This window comes from Gardnerella sp. DNF01198P, from assembly GCF_049244165.1.
GTDB classification, from domain to species: Bacteria; Actinomycetota; Actinomycetes; order Actinomycetales; family Bifidobacteriaceae; genus Bifidobacterium; species Bifidobacterium swidsinskii.
Map to the genome: position 1 here is coordinate 146,304 of NZ_CP058382.1, position 21,502 is coordinate 167,805.

Genomic DNA, 21,502 nt, shown 5'->3' on the forward strand with positions numbered 1-21,502 from the left:
CTACAACCACCTTAATCTTTGACTTCAAGAATAGTGCCTTCGTCGCGAATCATTGTTGCTGCCATGGCTCCGGTTGCTGCCATAAATGGAATAATAGCATCACTGTATTCGTCCATGAACTGTGCAAAATCATGATTCCAAGAAATAATTGCAACATACAAAAGAAGGAACTCAACTGCTGTAAATAATGCCCACTTAAGAATCCAAATAAGCGTTTTTTTAATAACTTTTATAGAGTCCTTGCTCATGAGTTGCCTTCTTTCCAATTTGCTGTTTTGTTCGTGAGCATTGTAGTTAATTCATGTACATTGCTTCTCGTTCGTATGTATTTTGTATTTCTAGTATAAATATTGCAATTCTTTGCAGCAATATGATGTACTCAAAACTTAATACTCAACGTAATGGTAGATTGCCAATAAGTCTTAAATCTTTACAAATCGCTTTCATCAATAGGGTGACCTTGTGGACGCTTTATTACTCGCCACAAAATCACCAATGTTAAGACGCCATTTGCAATTCCGTAGTAATAAATCCAAGGAACGTGAATAAGCCCACAAATAAAGCATGAAATAATATTTGTTAAATTATTTAGATAATTACTAAGTATTTGCTTATTTTGTGATTCGACTTTTTTGCGTTTTTGCTCAAGAGTTGTTATGTAATCTTTGTTGTTTTCTATATTCTCAACATCACTACTTATGCTGTTAGCGCCTGCGCCGTTAAGATTAGATATATTATTTCCTATATACGCATTTTTTGCTTTAATAACGCTTTTGCGCAAGAAAAAATATGCATAAGAATACAATGCAACAGAAAGAAGTCCTAAAACAAGCCACAAAACGAAAAAGCCAAAGCTACGCATAAAAGCAGCTGTTGAGGCAAGTGCCATCGCAGCTACTTCTGCGGAGTGCAATACTACTAATCGTTTTGTCATATAATCCTGCTGCAATCAATATTGAAAATGAATTTTCAACGCAACTAAAAGCTGCATATTGTTACTTATTATAATCACATTTGACTTACATGCATTACTTGTAATCATTTATTACTACACGATTTGCCCTACTTTGCGCATGCTTATAAAGTAGAATATAAGAAAAGTAGCATAAGATTGCAAGAAAGCCATTATGCAAAAAACGTATGCAATAGTAGATAACGACCCACTAGTTTTAGCGGTTATGCGAAACGTGCTCAGCAAGCTTTTGCCAAGCGAGTACGTGTGCAAATGGTGCGTAAAATCAGGCGTGCAAGCTTTGAAATATTGCCAAGTAACAAAAACGACTCCGGATTATATTTTGATTGATATGTCAATGAAAGACATGTCTGGAGTAGAGGTAATACGCGCAATTCGCGAGAAAAACAATAACATTATTTTAATTGGTATGACTTCGTATGACTGTAGATCCTACGCTTCGTCAGTAGCGCAAGTTGGTGGGCAGGCAATGGTTGCTAAAGACAATTTCAAAGGACTAGCAGAAGCTTTGCAATATTGCGATAATCAGAAGGTGTATGGCTGCCGATGTGTTAGAGATGTTGCTTACGATTTTGCTACTCCGCAAGAATCTTTTATTAGGCTTTCTAAATCAAGGTCGCGTAGCGTTTTGCCGCCTCAAGAACTAAAAATCATGGATCTGCTCTCTAAAGGTTGCACAACAAATCAGATTGCGGCTCAACTTGGTCTTATGCCAAACACTATTAACACGCATATTCATAGGATTTACAAAAAATTGCATGTTTCTAACCGAGTGCAAGCAATATCCGCGTTTGCTGCAATGCAAAATCGTGAGCAAACTAGCAATCTGCAATATTTTAATAATTCGCTTCAGAATCATCCGAATCCTTCTCAAGAAACGGATAACGCATGTTAATGAAAACATTTTCGCGCGTTATTGAGTTGGTTAAAAGCTGGAAAATTCAGCGAACTTTATTCATAATATTGGCGATTCTTGTAGTGTCAATGGATGTGCAATCGTGCAATACAGCTGGGCTGTGGCATAACCCGCAGCAATCTGCGTGTCAATACGTTTGGATGTTTGCAATATTTCTTTTGATTGCTTTTCCGCGTCAAGTATCACTCGTAACTCCGATTTTGTATTGCGTAACGTTAGCAGTACCAGGTGTAAATGCAACTTGCGTGCTTTTTGCGCTGATTGCTAGCATGTTTGTTGCAGGCTTTTATGATTCGTGGAAGTATTTGCTTTGTGCGTACATAGTTTCGCTGAATATTATCTACTTTGCAAAAATTGCGTACATTTCGCTTACTTTTCCTTGTTTTATTCTTATTTCCATGATTTGTGGTTACGTTTTGCGCAAATATTTGAACATGTTGGAAGAAAATAATCGCGCAAAAATGGATATTGTACGAAGTAAGTTCCAGTCTTATATTGCGTCGGTTGCGTTGCAATTGCATGACGATGTGAACAATGAGATTACGGATATTACACTGCTTGCAACGGATGCTTTATATGCTAAGAACAATGAACATACAAAAGAATCGTTAGAGCAGATTATTGAACATTCGCGTAATGCACTTTCCAAAGCGAGACTTGTTATCAGCCTGCTTGAGCAAACTGAACAAAAGTATGATGATTCTTTAGATTCAAATATTGCTAGTACGCAGTTTGTTTATAGTTCTAATAGCAATGATTGCATGAATTTGGCTGATTTCTTATGCAATATTCGTGCGCGTTTACAGGCTGAACGGCAAATTTGTGAGCAGCTTGGGTACTATGGTTCTCTAACAGTGGTTGATAAAAGTTCGGGGAGTGGTGATTTTGCTGCATCTGCAACTGTTAGTACTGAAAAAGCTCAATGTGCTATTCGCATGTGCAGTGAGTTGCTTACTAATATTCGTAAGCATTGCAGTACTAGCGTTGACTTTTCTATGAACGTTACTGTTGATGAGCGAGAATGCAAAATAATGTGTATGAATTCGTTGTCGAATAAGTTTGGTGGAAGACTTGTTTTTGGCAAAGGACTACTATTCCACAAAAAATCCGTGGAACGTTTAGGTGGATCTTTAAACGCGCAAAAAGATGATGATGCATGGTTGGTCAATGTTGTTATTCCGCTAAACTAGTATCAATCAGACTCTCGCTTTATCGTGGTTAATTTACGCTACCTGTCCTCTTCAAGACCAGCAGTGAATTTTTCTGCTAAGATGTGAAAGCCTTCTAAATATTCTTCATAACCATCGGCAATAATCGCATCGTCATGAACTACAAACTTATTATTTTCTAACACTACATACTTGGTAAAGAATTGCTCAAGCTCTGCAGCCAATTTATCAAAATCTTCTTCAGAAAGATTATCGTCATCGTTACTAATATTTGCTGCAGCAGATGGATTCCAATTTTTTACTCCAAAATCTTGACTCATGACATTCCTTCTTCTTAATGTAATCTATGAATATTGCATATTAGCATCTTAGACAGCAACCGAAAAGTTACTGATAAATAAAAACAACCAAATAGGATTAAAATCTACCGTAATATAACTTAGAAAATATGAAATAGAAGATTAGCGAAGTGCTGTGTGCATTTCGCTAATCTTCATGAAATAAATTGTTCAATAACGATCATCAGGTATAAAGGCACGTGCAAAAGCAACAATAAGTGTAAAAACAAATGTTTCAATCCACCTATTTGGAGATGAAAGGTAAGCAATTGTATTGCCACTAAATATTGCAAAAATTCCAAGCAAGCCAATAAATGTTAACGGCATATAAGTAGCTTCTCGTTTGATAAGTCGCTTAAAATAAGCCAAGATTTGCTTTTTCATAATGATTTACCTACCACTGGTTGCGACACATTGTCACTGTTGTAACTACTGCAGCTACTGTCTTTGCTAAGCACTTCACCGCATAACTCCTTTACTTAAAACGCTATTTTGCTGCACAAATAAATTGTGCAATGGGTCTCAGTGTAATAAAAAAATACTGTCATGTAATCAGCTGTAACTATTTTTAGCGACACAGTAAAATTGGCAATACTTGTAATTGTTATTTTTGGCTCAGTAGAAATTTTATGCTGCAAAAATCAACCCAAACACATACGTTATAGTGGCAGAAATTGCAAAATTAGCAAAAACTGTCACGATAACTGATATGATTGTTTACTTATATTGCAAAACTGTATCCTACAGGATAAAATACTTTTATGGAGATACTTAAAACAGATGAGTATCGCAATTGGATGAAAAACTTCGCGATACTCAATCTAAAGCTCGAATTAACGCGAGACTGAGATTATGTGAAATTGCAGGTAAGCCAGTAGGTGATTTACATCCAGTTTGCAATGGTATTAGTGAACTGCGTTTCACTTTTGGACCAGGGTATCGTGTGTATTTTGCACAAAAAGGCTTAAAACTAATGCTATTACTTGCTGGTGGAGATAAAAGTAGTCAAAGTAAAGATATTAAGCAAGCGAAGATACTTCTCGCACAATTAATTGAGGAGAAAAAATGGTAAATATAAGTAAATGGGATGCGAGTGAGTATCTTGAGGACGATGATGATGTTATTGCGTATCTCAATGCTGCAGCAGAACTTAACGATCCTCGCTTGTTGCAAGCTGCTATAGGCGATATTGCAAAAGCTCGAGGCATGAAAGAGATTGCTCAAAAAGCTGAGGTCGGAAGGGAAAGCCTTTACAAAAGCCTAAGACGAGATGGCAATCCTAGCTTTCAAACTATTGCGAAAGTTGTTCAAGCGTTAGGTGGACGCATTGCAATAGAACCAGCAAATGCGTGACATACCAAGTTATCGTGACAGTTTTTGCTAATTTTGCAATTTTTGCCACGATAACTCGTATACCATAGCGACTATGCAATTAAAGTTGCGCGATATAATCGCGTAATTAGTTAAAAAATATTGCCTGTTCATCAACCTCGTCGATACACAGGCAATATTTTCAAGACAACAAAATTTGGAAACTAATCTAAGTTATATTGCTAAATCGTTTACTATTTTGCTACATCAAGAACTACTAAACGTTGTCCGCCATAAGTTCTGGCATCGAGACAAGTTTGAATAAAGTAAGCAGATTTAGGGAATTGCTCAACGTACTCTTTGAATACTTTTAGCAACTTATCCGAGCTTCCGCCACCCTCAAAGTCTTTATAATCCGCCACTTTGTAATCTTTGCCGTTTAATTTAACTGGCATGCCTTTTTGGAGTTTCTTTAATAAGATGCCTGAACTGTTCAAACGGTCTACAACCATATAATGGCCAGTGTTAACCTGGAACCAGTCGTCTTGAAGAGTCCAGTGATAGAAAGCATCTTTAACGTAAGCCAACTGATCAGGATAAGCGTCCCAAATAACGCGTTTAGTTTCACCTAGGGCTTCCAAAGTCCCTTCTTGTCCCTTTACAAAAGCTTCGGCGATTTTCTTTTTTGAGGCTTTTTTGATTGGTTTTGAATGTTTTTTGGTAGAATGACGGCTTATTTTTGTTGGTACTGGTTTGTTGGCTTCGGAGTTACCGCAGGCTGCTAGCCCCACTAGCGAGCTGAAGAGCACTACAACACAAAGTAATTTTTTATAAGTCATTTTCCCCATAAATGGATTTCTTTCTTTCTTCTTGTAGATGCGTCTAACGGATGTTAGTCATCTTTATAAATTTGAACTCCAACTTTAGTGCCTGCTCAGTTCAGTTCAAAAATCTTGGTTTGAGCATGAGTAGGAAGTGATAATCGCTGCCGATTTTTGCATAAACGAATCAACAAGACCAGTTCCTTTTCACATAGTGTACCATAGAGGCTGAGTGACCTGTGTTGCTTTCTGACTTTTTAGCTTTTTATATAGACTCTATTTAGCTGCAATAATTAACCTAACTAAATTAAAATTGGTTAACTAATTAAATTAATTAGTTAACCAATCAGTTAGTTATTCAGTTATTCAGCAAATCAGTTAGTAAATCAACTATTTGATTAGAAGTCCCAATCATCGTCGTCGGTTTCAACTGATTTGCCCATAATGTAGCTGGAACCAGAGCCGGAGAAGAAGTCGTGATTTTCGTCGGCTGCAGGAGAAAGAGCAGCGAGAATTTCTGGGCTTACGTGAGTTTCTTCTTCGCTGTACTTAGCAGGGTAGCCAAGGTTCATTAAAGCTTTGTTAGCGTTGTAACGCACGAAGTCAAAAACGTCATCGTGGAAGTCAAATCCTTCATAAATCTGACCAGAATACTCAACTTCCAGATCATACAAAGTGTCGAGCAAGTTCATAGTGAACTTTTCAAGATTCTTCTTATCGTTCTCGCTTCTAAGCTCCAAACCGCGCTGGAACTTGTAGCCCGAATAATAGCCGTGAATTGCCTTATCGCGCAAAATCAAGCGAATCATATCGGCAGTGTTCATCATCTTGCCGCGAGAAGCAAAGTAAAGCGGAAGATAGAATCCCGCGTAAAGAAGCAACGAAGAAAGCATAGTTGCAGCAATCTTGCGCTTAAGTGGATCTTCGCTCTCGTACTCGCAAAGCACAGTGGTGACGCGCTGCTGCAAAACATCGTTGCCAACAGCCCAACGGTAAGCTTCGTCAATTTCCTCGCTAGAGCAAAGAGTAGAGAAAATAGAGGAGTAGGAGCGAGCGTGAATCGACTGCATAAAAGCAATATTCGTGTAAATAGCCTGCTCGTGCTCCGTGCGAGCGTGCTCAATCTGGCAAAGCTCGCCAATAGTTGCCTGGCTGGTATCAAGCAAAGTCAAGCCTGTAAAAACGCGAGTAGTGGTCTTGCGCTCAAGATCGGTGAGGGAACGCCAAGAAGGAATATCGTTGCTCAGCGGAACCTTTTCTGGAAGCCAGAAGTTAGCAATAAGGCGATTCCAAACGTCCAAATCCTTGTCGTCAACAATATTATTCCAATTAACTGGGCGTACGCGCGATCCGTGATGGCAGCGGTACTGAGATGGTGTGATAGAAGCTGCCATCATAGCGTCATCTGCGATTACGCGATTTGTGCCGAAAGGCTTATCGAGGCTACTTCTAAGCTCGGTTGGGCTGAGTTCTGTCATTATTACTCCTGATTCTGTGTTTACGTTTTATAAAATTTTTAAGTTTTTGATTTGGCGTGCGAAAAATTCACAGCGTTACGACTTACAGCGTGCAGCTTACGCAACCTTCGATTTCCGTACCTTCCAAAGCCTTCTGGCGAATACGAATGTAGTAAAGAGTCTTAATGCCCTTACGCCATGCGTAAATCTGAGCCTTGTTCAAATCGCGAGTAGTCGTAGTGTCTGGGAAGAACAAAGTAAGCGACAATCCTTGATCCACATGCTGAGTTGCTTCGGCATAAGTGTCAATAATTGCCTTCCAGCCAATCTCATAGGCGTCCTTAAAGTACTGCATATTGTCGTTCGTCATGTATGCGGCAGGGTAGTAGACGCGTCCAACCTTGCCTTCTTTGCGAATCTCAATGCGAGAAGCAATCGGGTGGATTGAACTTGTGGAATGGTTGATGTACGAGATTGAGCCAGTTGGAGGAACAGCTTGCAAATACTCGTTGTAAATGCCATCGCTCAAAATCTCGTCGCGCAACTGCTCCCAATCGCTGACGGTTGGAATCGCAACGTTAAAACGGGCAAACAAATCGCGAACTTTTTGAGTTTTAGGCTCAAGCGAGCGGCTGCCATCTGTGTACTTATCGAAGTAGTTGCCTTTTCCTGCAGGCTTAGCGTAAGCGCTCGTCTTAAAGTTTGCAAAAGCGTGGCCGCGCTCTACAGCCAAAGCGTGAGAAGCCTTATAAGCGTGGTAAGCAACCGTCATAAAGTACATGTCTGTAAAGTCAAGAGCTTCCTCGCTTCCGTACTGCATGTGTTCACGCGCAAGGAAACCGTGCAAATTCATTTGACCCAAGCCAATAGCGTGACCTTCCGCGTTACCGCGACGAATCGAAGGCACAGAATCAATAGAAGTATGCTCCGAAACAGAAGTGAGCGCACGCACAGCCAAATCAACGCTTGTGCCCAAGTCGCCATCCATTGTCTTAGCAATATTAAGAGAGCCAAGATTGCAAGAAATATCGCGACCGACGTGGCTATAAGACAAGTCGGCGTTATAAGTGCTTGCTTCCTGAGTTTGCAAAATCTCTGAGCACAAGTTGCTCATAGTAATGCGACCCTCAATAGGATTCGTGCGATTCACAGTATCCTCAAACAAAATGTAAGGATAGCCAGACTCGAACTGAATTTCTGCAATCGTCATAAAGAATTCGCGAGCGTCGATGTACTTCTTGTGAATACGAGGATTTGCAACCATCTCATCGTAATGCTCGGTAACAGAAATATCTGCAAAAGGCTTGCCATATTCGCGCTCAACATCGTAAGGACTAAACAAAGCCATCTTTTCCTTACGCTTAGCAAGCTCGAAAGTAATATCTGGAATCACAACACCCAAAGAAAGCGACTTAATGCGAATCTTCTCGTCTGCGTTCTCGCGCTTAGTATCGAGGAAACGCATAATATCTGGGTGATGCGCGCTAATATACACTGCACCTGCACCCTGTCGAGCGCCAAGCTGATTAGCGTAAGAGAATGAATCTTCCAAAAGCTTCATAACAGGCACAACGCCACTCGACTGATTCTCGATTCGCTTAATAGGAGCGCCAAGTTCGCGCAAATTCGTAAGAAGCAGAGCCACGCCGCCGCCACGCTTAGAAAGCTGCAAAGCAGAATTAATTCCGCGCGCAATAGACTCCATGTTATCTTCCAAACGCACGAGGAAGCAGCTCACAGCTTCGCCGCGCTGAGCTTTACCAAGATTCAAGAATGTTGGGGTGGCTGGCTGGAAGCGGCCTGCAAGCATTTCGTCTAAGTAGTTGGTCGCTGCTTTTTTGTCACCATCTGCAAGTTCCAATGCAACAGCAGCTGCGCGCTGAGCGAAGTTTTCCAAATACTGCTTGCCGTCGAAAGTCTTCAAGGCGTAAGAAGTGTAGAACTTAAAAGCACCCAAGAATGTGCCAAAAGTGTGGTGAGCGGCTTGCGCATGCTCGTAGAACTTATCGAGGAACTCGTCGCTATATTTGTGGAAAACGTTGCCGTTGTAGTAGTAATTGTTAATCAAATAAGTCAAGCGCTCGCGAGTGGAAGCAAACTTCATGCTATGTTCTTGCACGTAACCCGAAACGTAAAGCTTTTCTGCTTCTTGATCTTTATCAAACTGAATGCCTTTTTCTGGGTCAAAAAGACCGAGCATAGCGTTAAGAACGTGGTAGTCGCGGCTGTTGCGGATGCGCTCTGCTGTTGTACTGGCAGTTGCGCTTGCAGAATCAGTGTGATCAAGATTAAGCGAAGTAGATTCGCTCATCGGATCCGTGCTATTCATGGGGTTTGTTCCTTTCTTCATGCGTTATTTTTGCTTTTTTAAACGCTTTTTGTTTTGTTTCTTTTACTTATTTCGTTTGTTTTGTTTATTTTGTTTCTTCTGTTTCTTTGAGTTGTTTTAAAAATCTCGGTATGCCCTGCGCTACTTTTTCTATATCTTCTGCAGTTCCCGTAAGTTCAAACGAGTACATATTTGGGATTCCACACTTTCCTGCAATTTGATCACCTGCAGCGCAATATGCTTCTCCAAAATTCGTATTTCCGGAAGAAATTACTCCGCGAATAAACGAACGATTTTCGCGATTATTTAAGAATTTGCGAACTTGCATCGGTATTGCTTTCGCAATATTTCCACCGCCGTAAGTTGGAACAATCAAAACATACGGTTCGCGCACGTTTAATTCCGGTTCTTTAGGACGAAGCGGTATGCGATATACGTTCACGTTATTGCTTGGAAAATCGCAATTTTGCACAAATCTTAACGTATTTTCGGAAACTGAGGAAAAGTAGACTACAGCTCCGATTGATTCACCTTGTGCGCTAGATTCTGGTTCGCTTTGTTGTGTTATATTTTCTTGCTCACACATTTCTTATGCTTCTTTTGCTGCCTCTGCGGAAGTTCCAAGTTTATCCGCAATTTGCGCAATTAAATCTGGACGGTACCCACTCCAGGATGCGTCGGGAGCAATGACTACTGGAGCTTGACGGTATCCTGCATTTTTTAACTGTTCGAGTGATTCGGGGCTTTTTGACAAGTCTACAGTTTCGAAGTTCACGCCAAGTTTTGTGAACTGTCGCTTAGTTGCATCACACTGTGGGCAATGAGGTTTAGTAAACACTGTGATAGTCATTTCAATCTCCTCTGGTGATGGGGAATTTTGCAATTCCGTGTTGTATCGACAAAAGCCAAGTAGTTAGCTTACTCTGAATAAGCACTATTTATAGTGGTGTGTCGACTGTGTAAACACTATATATAGTTATTATTAAAATAGCTAAAAATAGCGTGTTTGTAAGCGTGTCGTGTTTTATGAAGTAAATATGAGCTTAGTTTTAACGATTAAAAATGTAATTTATTTCACAAAATTTATATTTAAAACTACTTAACTTGCACATTGTTAAGCCTTGTGCATATCCGCCTATAAAATTATTAAGTGCGTTTCTTGAAGGGGCGTAACGCAAAATAAAAAATTGTGTATTTTGTAGATAATGCAGATTGCTTGGGTGCGCAAAGCATGCGTGCAAATAACAAAACAAGTACAAGATAAGAGGTGTCATTATGACTCAAGCTCAGGCAAATATTGGTGTTGTTGGTTTGGCTGCCATGGGTTCGAATTTAGCGCGTAATCTTGCGCATCATGGAAATACAGTAGCTGTTTACAATCGTCATTATTCGCGCACTGAAACTTTAATGAATGAGCATGGCAGTGAAGGTGCTTTTGTGCCTTCAAAAACTGTTGAAGAATTTGTGGCTTCTCTCAAGCGTCCGCGCACCGCAATCATTATGGTAAAAGCTGGTGCTCCTACGGATGCTGTTATTGAAGAACTTGCAAATGCTATGGAGCCTGGAGATATTATCGTCGACGGCGGAAACTCTTATTTTGAAGATACGATTCGCAGAGAGCGTGACATTCGCGCGCGTGGTCTTCATTACGTTGGTTGCGGTGTTTCTGGTGGCGAAGAAGGTGCTTTGCGTGGTCCTTCGATGATGCCTGGTGGCACTGAGGAATCTTGGAAGACTCTTGGTCCTATTTTGAAGTCTATTGCTGCTGTTGCTGAAGGTGAGCCTTGCGTAACGCATATTGGTACCGATGGTGCTGGTCATTTTGTGAAGATGGTTCACAATGGCATCGAGTACTCGGATATGCAGCTTATTGCCGAAAGCTACGATTTAATGCTTCGCGGTTTGGGCATGAAGTCCGACGAAATCGCGGATGTGTTTAGCGAGTGGAATAAGGGCGAGCTTGATTCTTATTTGATTGAGATTACTGCGGATGTGCTTCGCCAGAAGGATGCTAAGACTGGTAAGCCTTTGGTTGAGATGATGGTGGATCATGCTGGCATGAAGGGCACTGGTACTTGGACTGTACAATCTGCGCTTTCGCTTGGCATACCAGTTACGGGTATCGCTGAAGCCGTGTTTGCTCGCGGACTTTCCAGTCAGGTTGCTTTGCGAGAAGCTGCCGAAAGTCAAGGTTTGACTGGTCCGGATGTGCATTTTGATTTGAACGATGCTGAGCGTAAGGCGTTTATTGAGGATATTCGCCAAGCTTTGTACGCTTCTAAGATTGTTTCTTATGCTCAGGGCTTCGATGAGATTGCGGCTGCTGCAATTGAGCATGATTGGAAGATTGACCAGGCTGCAGTTGCTCGTATTTGGCGAGGCGGCTGCATTATTCGCGCTCAGTTCTTGAACCGCGTTTCCGAGGCTTTTGAGTCCGGTGAAGCAAGCGTTTCTTTGCTTTTTGCACCGTACTTTAAGGCTGCAATTGAAAAGTCTCAAGCTGCTTGGCGTAGGGTTATTGCGCGTGCGGTGGAGCATGGTGTGCCTGTGCCAGCATTCTCTAGCTTGCTTGCATACTACGATGGTTTGCGTTCTAAGCGTTTGCCGGCTTCGCTTATTCAGGCTCAGCGTGATTTCTTCGGTGCTCATACTTACGGTCGTATTGACGAGCCAGGCGTATTCCACACTTTGTGGGCAGATCCTAATCGCCCAGAAGTAAAGCAAGATTAGTGCATGTAAAAGTGTATATATAAAATTTAAAATGTCAATTATGTAAAAAGCGTCACATGCGTTGTTATTCTGCATGCGACGCTTTCTTTTTACAATACAGAAGCCATGTAGTACGGTAGGTAAAGCAGTTTGCCTTCGCGCTTAATTTCTCCGTGGTGAAGCACGATTCCTTCGCTGCTGGTTTTACTAAAAGCTTCCATAAAGTTTGTAATTGACTTTACATTTTTACTGCTGCCAGATTTTACTTCTATCGGAATAATCTTGTTATTTTTTCTTAAGAGAAAATCTATTTCCATTACTGTCTTTTTGGTATTGGTATTTGTTTTTTTGTAAAAATACGCGTTGTGTCCATTTGCTTTTAGGCACTGTGAGACAATATTTTCTATTATCATTCCTTCATTAATGTGTAATTTGTCTAGCAGAATTGCCTTATAAAGTTCGTTTTCTAGGTAAGGCTTATCTTTGTATGCTAACGAAGTTAAGAGTCCTGTATCCATCATGTAGCATTTGAAAGAAGGATTGATAGTAGATAGATTCAAAGCTACACTCGGATCTTCAACGCTGTTTGCAATGTTTACTATCATCGCTTCTTCAAGCCAGCGTATTGGATCCCTATACTCTTTAATGCGCGCGTTGGAATCTACGTGAGATAGCATGTAACGTTTGTCATGTTTGGAAAGCTCTGCTGGAATTCTATCGAAAAAATTAGTTACGTAACTAGGGTTTTCTTCTTCCTGGTCTTGCATATCTTGCTTATAAAGATTGATTATTTGTTGTTTAGCAAAGTCAACCTTCGCAAAATCTTTTGTATCAACATATGCTTGAACAGCTTGTGGCATTCCTCCAACCAACATGTACTCTCTAAAAGACTTCATTATGCTCTGGTGCATACTGCCCATAGGTTTAAGTGATTCAAAGTGATCTTTAATAGTAGGGAAAATCATGTTGTTATTGTTCGCTAATAAATACTCTTCATAGTCAAGTGGAAGTACTTCTAGCGTGTACTCTTCTGAGGGTATGAGAATATCCTTGCTTTTCTTTGTAATAGAAGCAAGTGAGCCTGTTTCAATGTAATCATAGCGAGCGTCTTCAAGCAGAGTTTTTATTGCTTGCCGAGCTTGCGGAAATAGTTGTATTTCGTCAAGTATTATAAGAGATTCTCGCTTATAAAGTCTGGTATTATAAGCTAACTGTATTGTGTTAAATAGAGTATCTAAATCTCTTAGACTGTTTATAAAAAGTTGCTTAATGTCTTCTTCGGTTTGATCGAAACGAATAAGAATATAAGACTTATACTCTTCTTTGCCAAGTTTTTCAGCTAATGTTGTTTTGCCAACTCGTCTTGCTCCTTTAAGAAAAAGCGCATAATTTGGCGCATATTCATGCTTCCATTTCAGCATTTCTTTGTATATTTTTCTATCAAACATGCGATTTTTGTGCTCTTTCTTTTATTACAAATTTGTGCTTGATTTGTTCAAGTGTTGCCTAGTGCGGTTTTCCTTGTAATTTCAACGGTTTTATAAAGATTTTCCCAAATGCGACATATTTTGTCAAGCAGATTTTCCCAAATGCGCCATGTTTTTAGGGGTCGATTTTCCCAAATGCGCCATGTTTTGAACACGCTATTTTCGCATTTGCGCCAATTTGTGTAGCGCATTTAATCTTTGACTTGCTGAATATTATGCATATTGCTAGAAAACTATGCAGTTATTCAATAGCAGCTTGCAAAGTTTCTGCGGTGGTTAGCCAAGAGATTTCGTCTGTTCCGTTTGCAAAAGACGCAGGATATTCAGGATTATTAGCTCCCGAAAGTGAATTCATTAAAGCAGCGCCCTTTTCTGCTCCGGCAGTCAAAAACCAAGTGCAGTGACTGTGAGCTAATACAGGAACAGTAAGAGTTAAGCGCATAGGCGGCAACTTAGGGGAGTGATTTACTCCAACAACAATGCGATCGCGATTATTAACCTGCGGTAATCCTGGGAAAAGTGAAGCCATATGCGCATCCGGTCCCATACCGAGAATTGCTAAATCAAACACTGGCTCTTTGCCAAGTATGCTCACAATTTCTTCCTCATAGTCGCGCGCTGCAGCATCTAAAATAGCGTCATTTTCAGCGTCGCTGGCTGCTGCAATTTCCTCCGCATTACGCTCATCTGCAGGCATTTCGTGAATATGAGATTCTGCCAAAGCTTTGTTAGAAGTAAGTAAGTTAAGAAACATTTCGCGAGCCTTGCGTGCATTGCGATCCTCGCTATCATAAGCTACGAAACGCTCATCTGCCCACCAAATATGCACTAAATTCCAATTAATTGCTGGTAAAAGTGGATTGCTAGCAAGCATTTGGAACATGCGTATTGAATCTGTGCCACCAGTAAGAAGTAAATGGAATGGTTTATTGAGATTTTGCACATCATTCTGTGATTCCATAATAAGAGTCACCAAGCGTTGGGCTGCAACAGCTGCAAGCACATCGCGATTATCGTATCCGTAAATACTTGCGTTATGCGCAAAAGTAACTTCATTATTTGTCATAGTTGTTCCTTTTATGCCATTGAAAATGTTTCACGAATTGTTTCACGTAATGATTCACGCATTTTCTGCAGGATTATCTCGCACCAACTGCGCGTAAATTTCGTCAGGATCAATGCGTCGCAATTCTTCGCTTAAGCAATCATCCAGAGTGCGAATAGGAAGCGCAATAGGTTGTGCAGCCTGTCCAGGCAGACTAATCAAAGCTTGATCTCCGCCAGCAGGGCGAGTGAGTGACAATGTGCCATCCTCGCGTTCTAAAGTTACGGAAGTAATAGCTTGAGCTTCAGGATTTTCAACTATTTCTACAGGAACATGCAAGCTACTCTTAAGCCAAGCTGCCAGTAAGTGCAAAGATACGTAATGAGTAGGACCCACAATCTTCGCGCTAAGAATAGGCAAATGTGGAGGTTGATCGAGCATAGAAGCAAGTAACGCGCGCCAAGGAGTTAAACGCGTCCAAGACAAATCTGCATCTTGCGGAGACCAGTTTTTGCGCAAGTTTTGCACAGTTTTAAGAGTATCGTCTGCTCGCTGTGCGTCAGTAATTCTGCTACTTGCCATAGCTCCAAGCAAATCGTGAGCAGGATCTTCAGGAGCGTTTGTTGGCCACCATGCAACAATCGGCGCATCTGGCACGAGTAGTGGAATAACAAGCGTATCCGGATGACGAACTAAACCGTTGTGCGGATACAAAATAATAATTTCACCAGCTCCAGCATCTGCGCCAAAACGCACTTGAGCATCAAGATTTGGCACAACTTCACCGCGCTCAGCAGCGTGTTCGCTAGACCAATCTCGAACCATTGCAATAACTCGGCAAGGATGCTCGCGACTAGCTGCGTTTGCTGCATCAAGTGCATGCTCTAATTCTTTAAGAGTTGTATCAATAAGCAAAGTGAGCACTCGACCAGTAGCGGATTCGCCGCGCTCTTCGTGCAATTCGTCGATTTTTGCTGCAATTTTGCTTGTATTGGTATCAGGAAGGTTGATAATCATGGCAATCTCCAATGGCGATTATCTCGAGCAAGCATAGCATCAGCTTCTGCTGGACCCCACGTTCCAGCGCGATACGGTTGCGGTTGTGTGCCAAGCGAACTCCAGAATTCCTCAATAGGGTCAAGAATTTTCCAACTTAAATCTACTTCTTGCGTAGTTGGGAATAGCGGTGGTTCGCCAAGAAGTACGTCAAGAATTAATCGCTCGTAAGCTTCAGGGGAACTTTCAGTAAAAGAGCGTCCGTAACTAAAGTCCATAGAAACGTCTCGAACTTCCATAGCTGTGCCGCCAGGAACTTTTGCGCCGAAACGCATAGTAACGCCCTCATCCGGCTGAACTCGAATCACAATAGCGTTACTGCCAAGTTCGCGCACAGCAGTAGACTCAAACGGCAAATGCGGAGCGCGCTTAAAAATAACAGCAATTTCCGTAACGCGCTTGCCTAAACGTTTTCCGGTTCGCAAGTAGAACGGAACTCCAGCCCAACGGCGAGTATCAACGTCAAGTCGCACTGCAGCGTACGTTTCAGTAGTGCTTTGAGGATCAATGCCTTGTTCTTCCAAGTATCCAACAGCTTTGTAAGAGCCCTGCCATCCTGCTGCATACTGTCCTCGAGCAGTGTTGGCAGCCAAGTCTTGAGGTAGTCGGATTGCAGATAATACTTTTGTTTTTTCAGCAGTCAAATCGCTAGCGCGGAAGCTTACAGGCTCTTCCATAGCAGTAAGAGCCATAAGTTGAAGCAAATGGTTCTGAATCACGTCACGAGCAGCACCGATTCCGTCGTAGTATCCGGCTCTTCCGCCAATGCCAATATCTTCAGCCATCGTAATTTGCACGTGATCGACGTAATTTGCGTTCCAGATCGGCTCGTACATTGCGTTAGCAAAGCGGAAAGCCAGCAAGTTTTGCACAGTTTCCTTGCCTAAATAATGGTCAATTCGGAATACAGAATTAGGATCAAAAACTTCAGAAACGACGCGATCCAATTCTCGTGCGCTTGCTAAATCGTGGCCAAAAGGTTTTTCAATAATTACGCGTCGCCAAGCATGCTCAGAAGAGTGCGAAAGACCTGATGCTGCAAGCTGTTGGGCAACAACTGGGAAGCTGGAAGGCGGAATAGACATGTAAAAAGCGTGATTTCCGCGAGTACCTCTGTCTCGATCAAGTTCGTTCACTGTTTTGCTTAAACGCTCAAACGCGGACGCATCGTCAAAGGTGCCGCGTACGAAACGTATGCCTTTAGCGAGATTAATCCAAGTTGACTCACGAAATGGCGTTCTGCAATGCTGCTCAATATTTTCGCGCACAAAGTTTACGAAATGTTCATCCGTCCAATCGCGTCTCGCAAAACCAGTTAAACCAAATCCTGGAGGCAAAAGCCCGCGATTAGCTAAATCATATACTGCTGGCATAAGTTTTTTGCGTGCTAAATCGCCAGTAATGCCAAAAATTACTAGGCTGCACGGACCCGCAATGCGAGCTAAACGCAAATCACGCGGATCGCGCAAAGGATTCGTCCAAGTAGATACGCTTTCCCCAGCGTCTTGCGAATCACGTAGTGTCCTCAACTCAGTCATAGATACTATCGTAATATTTCGTAGCTATTTTCACCACGCAAAACGCAATTTATTATGCTTAATAACAGTATTAAAAAGTTTTAGCGCGTTATAACTCTAATTTTCAGCCGCCGCATACAGCTAAACGAATCATCTTCGCGTATTGTGGACCGCCGATTGGAGTTAAGTGAACTCCATCGTCAGTCAAATATTCCGAGTGACCATTACTCAAACCATGCCAGTCTATAATGCCAACATTATGATGAGTTGCTGCGAACTTGCGTAAGCTATCGTTCGTTGCATCCTGCCAAGGTTGCGGAACTCGTGTGGTAACGAAATAAACAGGTCTACCTTTTGCGACATCAACCATGTGTTGAAGCACGCTATCGTCATGAGGAGGACCGTTGGTTCCAAGAGCGAAAATCACCACATCTCCAGCGTGTTTTACCGAAATATCTTTCTCGTATTCATCAGCTCCGTGGAAAATTTGTCTACTCACTTTTCCATCTATATAAGCGTTAGGCATAACTTGCATCAAATATGGTTTAGCGCCTTCAGTAATAGAATCTCCAACCATAGTTAAGTTTACGGAACAAGTATTGCGTCGTTTGTCGATCCGCGTATGAGTAGTAACAAGATTTCGTGGAACTTTTTCCGCAATAGGGAAGAGAATGCGATACTTCGATGGTGTAGGTGGAAGAGACTGTTTTACTACATTCTTTTGCACACCTTTTGGAACTGCTTTTTCTTTTGTTTCTTGCTTAGAATTAGTTTTGTCAAAAGCAGTAGGTTTTTTATTTGACGATGAAGATTGCTCTACTTGTGCTGTCAATTCTGGGCGAAGCTGCATTGACCTATGCTTAGCTATATCTTGCCAATTTACTGGCAAGATAATTAACGACACAATAATTATGCAGCACAAAGTTAGTGAGACAGAGCGAATAAGCTTAAATAATTGTTGATCTTGTATTGGCTTTTCAAATAATTGATACAAGCATTCTGCAAGTGCAACTATTACTAGTGCTTGCAAGACTTGCTCTCCTGTAGATACAGCAGTTGTTCTATTTGCTGGGTTGAATAATTCAAGAACAGGGAAGTGAACTAAATAAATTGCAAAAGAGCGTCTGCCGATATAAGCGAGCGGAGCCCATGCAAATATTCTCGAGCAAATATTATCAGTTTGCGTGCACGACCACAGTATTAGTGTGCAAGCGGCTGCTGTTATTGTGTATCCGCCAAAAACAAATACTGAAGATGTGCCTTCTGCATACACGAAGCAGCAGCACAACACAATTGTTGCCAACAGTCCAATGCAAGATCTCTGCCATGCATGGAGTGGATTATAAAAAACAGTTTTTGGCTTATTGAATGCGTTATTTGGAAGTTCTTGTATATCTGGAGCTACGCTATTATCTGATAAATCAATTTGTAATCCTTCGCGCAAGTCAGCAGGTATTCCATCTTCAGCAAATACTTTTTCGTTATTTGCGTAGGCTTTATCTGATTTTTTCGTTAGTGCTGAATTATCTACACTACTATCTGCATTACTATCTAACTTAACTGATGAAGCTAAGCTGACCGATATGTTCTTTTTGCCCATCAGCAAATGTAATGCATGAATAAGCCACGCGTGGAATGAATGTTTGGCAAACCAAGCACCGTACATTGCTAGCATTGCACCCATTAAGAATTCTGATGCTCTCGTATCTAGAGAATAGTAGACGCGAGCTGGAGTTGTGTAATTGTTAAATAAGTAGGCAAAAGTAAAAGTAAGAATAGAAGAAAGTATGGCTAAGCCTGCTGTGATATACATGCGTATTAGCTTGCTACGCACGAATTTAATAAGTGCAGCAAGGATAATAGGCCATATAACAAAAGCCTGCATTAAAAGTCCGAGATACCAAAGATGTTTGATAGGAGAAGGTAGTCCGGACTGTTCAAAATATGAAAGCTTACGAGCAACATACATTATATTGCTAAAGAATCCGGAGCCTGAAAGAGCATCCGCTTGTAACTTTGGTAGTAGACTTGGCGAAAAAAGCCACATAATTGGTGCTGTTATAGCGATAATTCCAAGTGTTGGCGGCCAAATTCTTTTTACGCGCTTTAGTAAATACTCCCAGTAATGCCTGATTCCTTGAGTATTTTTATTATTATCTTCGATATTTTTTGCATTTTTTGCGTTTTCATCTGCGTTTAAATAGCGCAGAACTGATCTCGTGCAAAAATATCCTGCCAATACCAAAAACAGTGTTACTCCAAGGAATCCTCCCATAAGAAGGCTTGGACGCATATGAAAGCATACAATACCAATAATTGCTAGAGCTCTTAAACCGTCTATTGCTTTATTTCGCTTCGAAACAGTATTTGTAGGTAAAGTAGATGATTGTTTATTTTCAGCTTTTGCGCTATTAATAGTTTTTTCTACGGTATTATTTGCGTTTGCTGAAAGATTAGTTGAGGTCGTTTTACTAGCATTTTTTTCTGCAGGAACCTTCTTTGTTTTGAAGGATTGACCTGCTTGTGAAGCAGTGGAAGTGTTCACGCATCTTTTTTTTGTCATCTTGCCTACGCTTCGGTAACCATACTGGTATGTATGCAACATATCGTGTGTAAAACGTAGCAATAGTAACTGTGTATTGAGACACTTTTATAGCTTAAAGCGTGTCTTGTTGCTATGCCTAGGATGTGTTAGAAATATGTGATTTTATGCTACTTCTGTAAGTGATACAAAACGTTTATTATTTAACGAAATTTGTTAACAAAATTTTGTTTTATATGCTCTATTGCTGTCGTTCGTCGGTGCGCGCTAAAGTGAGATAGAACAGTTATATGAATTGTTATTAAAGTTATCAAAGGAGCCAATATGGCAGAAACTTTTAACGTTGTGGTAGAGATTCCACGCGGTTCTAAGAACAAGTATGAAGTGGATCACGAAACTGGTCGCGTATTCTTGGATCGCACCCTTTTCACAGCTATGGGTTATCCAGATGATTACGGTTATATTGATGGCACTTTGGGCGAAGATGGCGATCCACTCGACGCTCTTGTTATGATTCCAAATTCTGTGTTCCCAGGATGCGTTGTTGAGTGCCGCGCTGTTGGCTTGTATCACATGGTTGACGAAGCCGGTGGAGACGACAAGGTTTTGTGTGTTCCAGCGGACGTTCGTTTCGACGACATCAAGGATATCGATGACGTGAACGAGTATCACAAGGCTGAAATCAAGCACTTCTTCGAGCAGTACAAGGCTTTGGAACCAGGTAAGGAAGTTCTTCCTGGTGACTTCTGGGCTGGCGTTGAGCAGGCTGAGAAGGAAATCGTCGCAGCTCGCAAGCGCTTGGAAGAAAGCGAAAAATAAGTTTCGCTTTTAATGAGTAAAACAATAAAAATTAAAAGCTAATAAATAAAACGTCGAAGACACATACTGTGTTTTCGACGTTTTTATGTAAGTGCGTGCTGCTTTCAGAAGTAAATTAAAACGTAACGTTGCATACGCTTTTAATAATTTTAAGCAGCTACTAGCATTCCAAGGCCTGCAATATACACGAGCATTCCTGAAAGCATTATTGGCAATATAGAAATGGCGATATCGTGCGAAACTATTCCAGTTTCGTATTCTTCATAATTGTTGCGAACCCATAAATATGAAAGTCCTGATAGCGCGATTAGCATAAATATGCACAGTACTATAACGAGTATTCCACCGTCTAAATTGCGAAGCGATGGCATAAAACTAATAATTGACGGCAAAAATAGCCAACCCGGAAGTGCTGCACAAGCAATACTTGCAGTTAACGTGTGCGAAAGATTTCGTACTAAATTTGTGCGATTCTCGCGCAGCATTTGCCTCAAGAATGTTACAAATGTTGCTGCTACAAGAATTAGAGCAAAAGATACAGCCCAACGTTCGTAAGGGTGAATTGCAGCAATGAACTTACTCATTGACACAGTTTCGTTATCGATAATGACGCTTTTTGGTGGCCATCCCTTTAATACTCCGGTTGCAAACCATGTAGAAGCAATTCCTGCGCATAATGCAATAGCTCGGTCAATTACATTTCCGTGCAGTGGCCACAACGCTATAAATGTAAGCATTATGATAAGGCATAATATAAGTGTTATTTTTGCTGTTGCGATTGGCAATATTGCTGCAATTGCGAGAAGTACTACAACAAAAATTTGGCTTACAAACATCGCTAATGCGTTCATGCTAGGTATACGGGTATGTTTTTGAACATTTACGCAAGAATTATCATTTTTCTGCATCTTGTCATTGCAGATACGTGTTTCATTGCTCATACACACTCCCTAGTGCCGTAATTTTATATTTATAAAGCGTAATATGTCCGTAAAACATTAACAAATTACTTT

General features: G+C 41.1%; 21 protein-coding genes. 6 read left to right on the top strand and 15 right to left on the bottom strand.

All coding sequences use genetic code 11. From position 1 onward, the window contains the following. Positions 1 to 11 precede the first annotated feature (11 nt). Both HXT44_RS00645 and HXT44_RS00650 read right to left on the bottom strand, forming a co-directional pair. Positions 12 to 248 (bottom strand): hypothetical protein, encoded by a 237-nt coding sequence (locus HXT44_RS00645; RefSeq protein ID WP_004109891.1) that lies wholly within the window; start codon positions 246 to 248, stop codon positions 12 to 14. A gap of 182 nt (positions 249 to 430) precedes the next feature. Beyond that, entirely contained in the window at positions 431 to 934 is a 504-nt protein-coding gene (locus HXT44_RS00650; protein ID WP_012913773.1) for a hypothetical protein, read from the bottom strand. Positions 935 to 1,127: 193 nt separating this feature from the next. Here HXT44_RS00650 and HXT44_RS00655 point away from each other — a divergent pair, with 193 nt between their 5' ends. Both HXT44_RS00655 and HXT44_RS00660 read left to right on the top strand, forming a co-directional pair. After that, the gene (locus tag HXT44_RS00655; protein WP_012913774.1) at positions 1,128 to 1,868 is read left to right on the top strand and encodes a response regulator transcription factor; all 741 of its coding nucleotides are present in this window, start codon (positions 1,128 to 1,130) and stop codon (positions 1,866 to 1,868) included. Next, the gene (locus HXT44_RS00660; RefSeq protein ID WP_064621676.1) at positions 1,862 to 3,079 is read left to right on the top strand and encodes a histidine kinase dimerization/phosphoacceptor domain-containing protein; all 1,218 of its coding nucleotides are present in this window, start codon (positions 1,862 to 1,864) and stop codon (positions 3,077 to 3,079) included. The genes HXT44_RS00655 and HXT44_RS00660 overlap by 7 nt, the downstream gene beginning before the upstream one ends. Before the next feature lie 38 nt (positions 3,080 to 3,117). On the opposite strand, the gene HXT44_RS00665 is transcribed toward HXT44_RS00660, so the two are convergent. Beyond that, positions 3,118 to 3,378, bottom strand: a complete 261-nt coding sequence (locus tag HXT44_RS00665) for a hypothetical protein (protein WP_012913776.1) — start codon at positions 3,376 to 3,378, stop codon at positions 3,118 to 3,120. Positions 3,379 to 3,567: 189 nt separating this feature from the next. Continuing rightward, positions 3,568 to 3,780 carry a hypothetical protein gene (locus HXT44_RS00670; protein WP_076002593.1) on the bottom strand — a complete coding sequence of 71 codons (213 nt, stop codon included), beginning with the start codon at positions 3,778 to 3,780 and terminating at the stop codon, positions 3,568 to 3,570. Between the two features lie 409 nt (positions 3,781 to 4,189). Between HXT44_RS00670 and HXT44_RS00675 the strand changes: the two genes are divergently transcribed. Next, a complete protein-coding gene (locus tag HXT44_RS00675) occupies positions 4,190 to 4,468 on the top strand; it encodes a type II toxin-antitoxin system RelE/ParE family toxin (RefSeq protein WP_004109878.1) in 279 nt (92 codons plus the stop codon). Then, positions 4,462 to 4,749 carry an addiction module antidote protein gene (locus HXT44_RS00680; RefSeq protein ID WP_004109873.1) on the top strand — a complete coding sequence of 96 codons (288 nt, stop codon included), beginning with the start codon at positions 4,462 to 4,464 and terminating at the stop codon, positions 4,747 to 4,749. Before HXT44_RS00675 ends, HXT44_RS00680 begins: the two co-directional genes overlap by 7 nt. Before the next feature lie 212 nt (positions 4,750 to 4,961). On the opposite strand, the gene HXT44_RS00685 is transcribed toward HXT44_RS00680, so the two are convergent. The 5 genes from HXT44_RS00685 to nrdH form a co-directional block, all read right to left on the bottom strand. After that, on the bottom strand, positions 4,962 to 5,555 hold the full coding sequence (locus tag HXT44_RS00685) for a hypothetical protein (protein WP_041160459.1): 594 nt from the start codon (positions 5,553 to 5,555) through the stop codon (positions 4,962 to 4,964). Between the two features lie 371 nt (positions 5,556 to 5,926). Next, a complete protein-coding gene (nrdF, locus tag HXT44_RS00690) occupies positions 5,927 to 7,006 on the bottom strand; it encodes a class 1b ribonucleoside-diphosphate reductase subunit beta (protein WP_116440325.1) in 1,080 nt (359 codons plus the stop codon). A gap of 82 nt (positions 7,007 to 7,088) precedes the next feature. Beyond that, positions 7,089 to 9,314: a class 1b ribonucleoside-diphosphate reductase subunit alpha gene (gene nrdE, locus HXT44_RS00695; protein ID WP_421782946.1), complete on the bottom strand. Its 2,226-nt coding sequence runs from the start codon at positions 9,312 to 9,314 to the stop codon at positions 7,089 to 7,091. Positions 9,315 to 9,399: 85 nt separating this feature from the next. Next, the gene (gene nrdI, locus HXT44_RS00700) at positions 9,400 to 9,900 is read right to left on the bottom strand and encodes a class Ib ribonucleoside-diphosphate reductase assembly flavoprotein NrdI (protein ID WP_004109846.1); all 501 of its coding nucleotides are present in this window, start codon (positions 9,898 to 9,900) and stop codon (positions 9,400 to 9,402) included. 3 nt (positions 9,901 to 9,903) lie between these two features. Continuing rightward, positions 9,904 to 10,164, bottom strand: a complete 261-nt coding sequence (nrdH, locus tag HXT44_RS00705; RefSeq protein ID WP_012913782.1) for a glutaredoxin-like protein NrdH — start codon at positions 10,162 to 10,164, stop codon at positions 9,904 to 9,906. 425 nt (positions 10,165 to 10,589) lie between these two features. Between nrdH and gndA the strand changes: the two genes are divergently transcribed. Further along, positions 10,590 to 12,044 (top strand): NADP-dependent phosphogluconate dehydrogenase, encoded by a 1,455-nt coding sequence (gene gndA / locus HXT44_RS00710; protein ID WP_004109841.1) that lies wholly within the window; start codon positions 10,590 to 10,592, stop codon positions 12,042 to 12,044. An 89-nt stretch (positions 12,045 to 12,133) separates the two neighbouring features. On the opposite strand, the gene HXT44_RS00715 is transcribed toward gndA, so the two are convergent. The 5 genes from HXT44_RS00715 to HXT44_RS00735 form a co-directional block, all read right to left on the bottom strand. Next, positions 12,134 to 13,471, bottom strand: coding sequence for an ATP-binding protein (locus HXT44_RS00715; protein ID WP_004109838.1), 1,338 nt, complete (start codon positions 13,469 to 13,471; stop codon positions 12,134 to 12,136). 280 nt (positions 13,472 to 13,751) lie between these two features. Next, on the bottom strand, positions 13,752 to 14,576 hold the full coding sequence (pgl, locus tag HXT44_RS00720; protein WP_004109833.1) for a 6-phosphogluconolactonase: 825 nt from the start codon (positions 14,574 to 14,576) through the stop codon (positions 13,752 to 13,754). Positions 14,577 to 14,630: 54 nt separating this feature from the next. Then, positions 14,631 to 15,572, bottom strand: coding sequence for a glucose-6-phosphate dehydrogenase assembly protein OpcA (locus HXT44_RS00725; RefSeq protein WP_004109831.1), 942 nt, complete (start codon positions 15,570 to 15,572; stop codon positions 14,631 to 14,633). Continuing rightward, positions 15,569 to 17,149 (bottom strand): glucose-6-phosphate dehydrogenase, encoded by a 1,581-nt coding sequence (gene zwf / locus HXT44_RS00730; RefSeq protein WP_012913784.1) that lies wholly within the window; start codon positions 17,147 to 17,149, stop codon positions 15,569 to 15,571. The genes HXT44_RS00725 and zwf overlap by 4 nt, the downstream gene beginning before the upstream one ends. A 103-nt stretch (positions 17,150 to 17,252) precedes the next feature. Next, the gene (locus tag HXT44_RS00735) at positions 17,253 to 19,673 is read right to left on the bottom strand and encodes an acyltransferase family protein (protein WP_004109825.1); all 2,421 of its coding nucleotides are present in this window, start codon (positions 19,671 to 19,673) and stop codon (positions 17,253 to 17,255) included. Positions 19,674 to 19,994: 321 nt separating this feature from the next. Here HXT44_RS00735 and HXT44_RS00740 point away from each other — a divergent pair, with 321 nt between their 5' ends. After that, complete coding sequence (locus tag HXT44_RS00740) at positions 19,995 to 20,489, top strand: inorganic diphosphatase (protein ID WP_004105658.1); 495 nt, start codon at positions 19,995 to 19,997, stop codon at positions 20,487 to 20,489. A gap of 149 nt (positions 20,490 to 20,638) precedes the next feature. On the opposite strand, the gene HXT44_RS00745 is transcribed toward HXT44_RS00740, so the two are convergent. Then, on the bottom strand, positions 20,639 to 21,430 hold the full coding sequence (locus HXT44_RS00745; RefSeq protein WP_415707398.1) for a beta-carotene 15,15'-monooxygenase: 792 nt from the start codon (positions 21,428 to 21,430) through the stop codon (positions 20,639 to 20,641). Positions 21,431 to 21,502 lie beyond the last annotated feature (72 nt).

Coding starts and splice junctions, on each gene's coding strand:
- HXT44_RS00645 (WP_004109891.1), bottom strand. CDS start 248: ATGAGCAAGGACTCTATAAAAGTTATTAAAAAAACGCTTATTTGGATT.
- HXT44_RS00650 (WP_012913773.1), bottom strand. CDS start 934: ATGACAAAACGATTAGTAGTATTGCACTCCGCAGAAGTAGCTGCGATG.
- HXT44_RS00655 (WP_012913774.1), top strand. CDS start 1,128: ATGCAAAAAACGTATGCAATAGTAGATAACGACCCACTAGTTTTAGCG.
- HXT44_RS00660 (WP_064621676.1), top strand. CDS start 1,862: ATGTTAATGAAAACATTTTCGCGCGTTATTGAGTTGGTTAAAAGCTGG.
- HXT44_RS00665 (WP_012913776.1), bottom strand. CDS start 3,378: ATGAGTCAAGATTTTGGAGTAAAAAATTGGAATCCATCTGCTGCAGCA.
- HXT44_RS00670 (WP_076002593.1), bottom strand. CDS start 3,780: ATGAAAAAGCAAATCTTGGCTTATTTTAAGCGACTTATCAAACGAGAA.
- HXT44_RS00680 (WP_004109873.1), top strand. CDS start 4,462: ATGGTAAATATAAGTAAATGGGATGCGAGTGAGTATCTTGAGGACGAT.
- HXT44_RS00685 (WP_041160459.1), bottom strand. CDS start 5,555: ATGGGGAAAATGACTTATAAAAAATTACTTTGTGTTGTAGTGCTCTTC.
- nrdF (WP_116440325.1), bottom strand. CDS start 7,006: ATGACAGAACTCAGCCCAACCGAGCTTAGAAGTAGCCTCGATAAGCCT.
- nrdE (WP_421782946.1), bottom strand. CDS start 9,314: ATGAATAGCACGGATCCGATGAGCGAATCTACTTCGCTTAATCTTGAT.
- nrdI (WP_004109846.1), bottom strand. CDS start 9,900: ATGTGTGAGCAAGAAAATATAACACAACAAAGCGAACCAGAATCTAGC.
- nrdH (WP_012913782.1), bottom strand. CDS start 10,164: ATGACTATCACAGTGTTTACTAAACCTCATTGCCCACAGTGTGATGCA.
- gndA (WP_004109841.1), top strand. CDS start 10,590: ATGACTCAAGCTCAGGCAAATATTGGTGTTGTTGGTTTGGCTGCCATG.
- HXT44_RS00715 (WP_004109838.1), bottom strand. CDS start 13,471: ATGTTTGATAGAAAAATATACAAAGAAATGCTGAAATGGAAGCATGAA.
- pgl (WP_004109833.1), bottom strand. CDS start 14,576: ATGACAAATAATGAAGTTACTTTTGCGCATAACGCAAGTATTTACGGA.
- HXT44_RS00725 (WP_004109831.1), bottom strand. CDS start 15,572: ATGATTATCAACCTTCCTGATACCAATACAAGCAAAATTGCAGCAAAA.
- zwf (WP_012913784.1), bottom strand. CDS start 17,149: ATGACTGAGTTGAGGACACTACGTGATTCGCAAGACGCTGGGGAAAGC.
- HXT44_RS00740 (WP_004105658.1), top strand. CDS start 19,995: ATGGCAGAAACTTTTAACGTTGTGGTAGAGATTCCACGCGGTTCTAAG.
- HXT44_RS00745 (WP_415707398.1), bottom strand. CDS start 21,430: ATGAGCAATGAAACACGTATCTGCAATGACAAGATGCAGAAAAATGAT.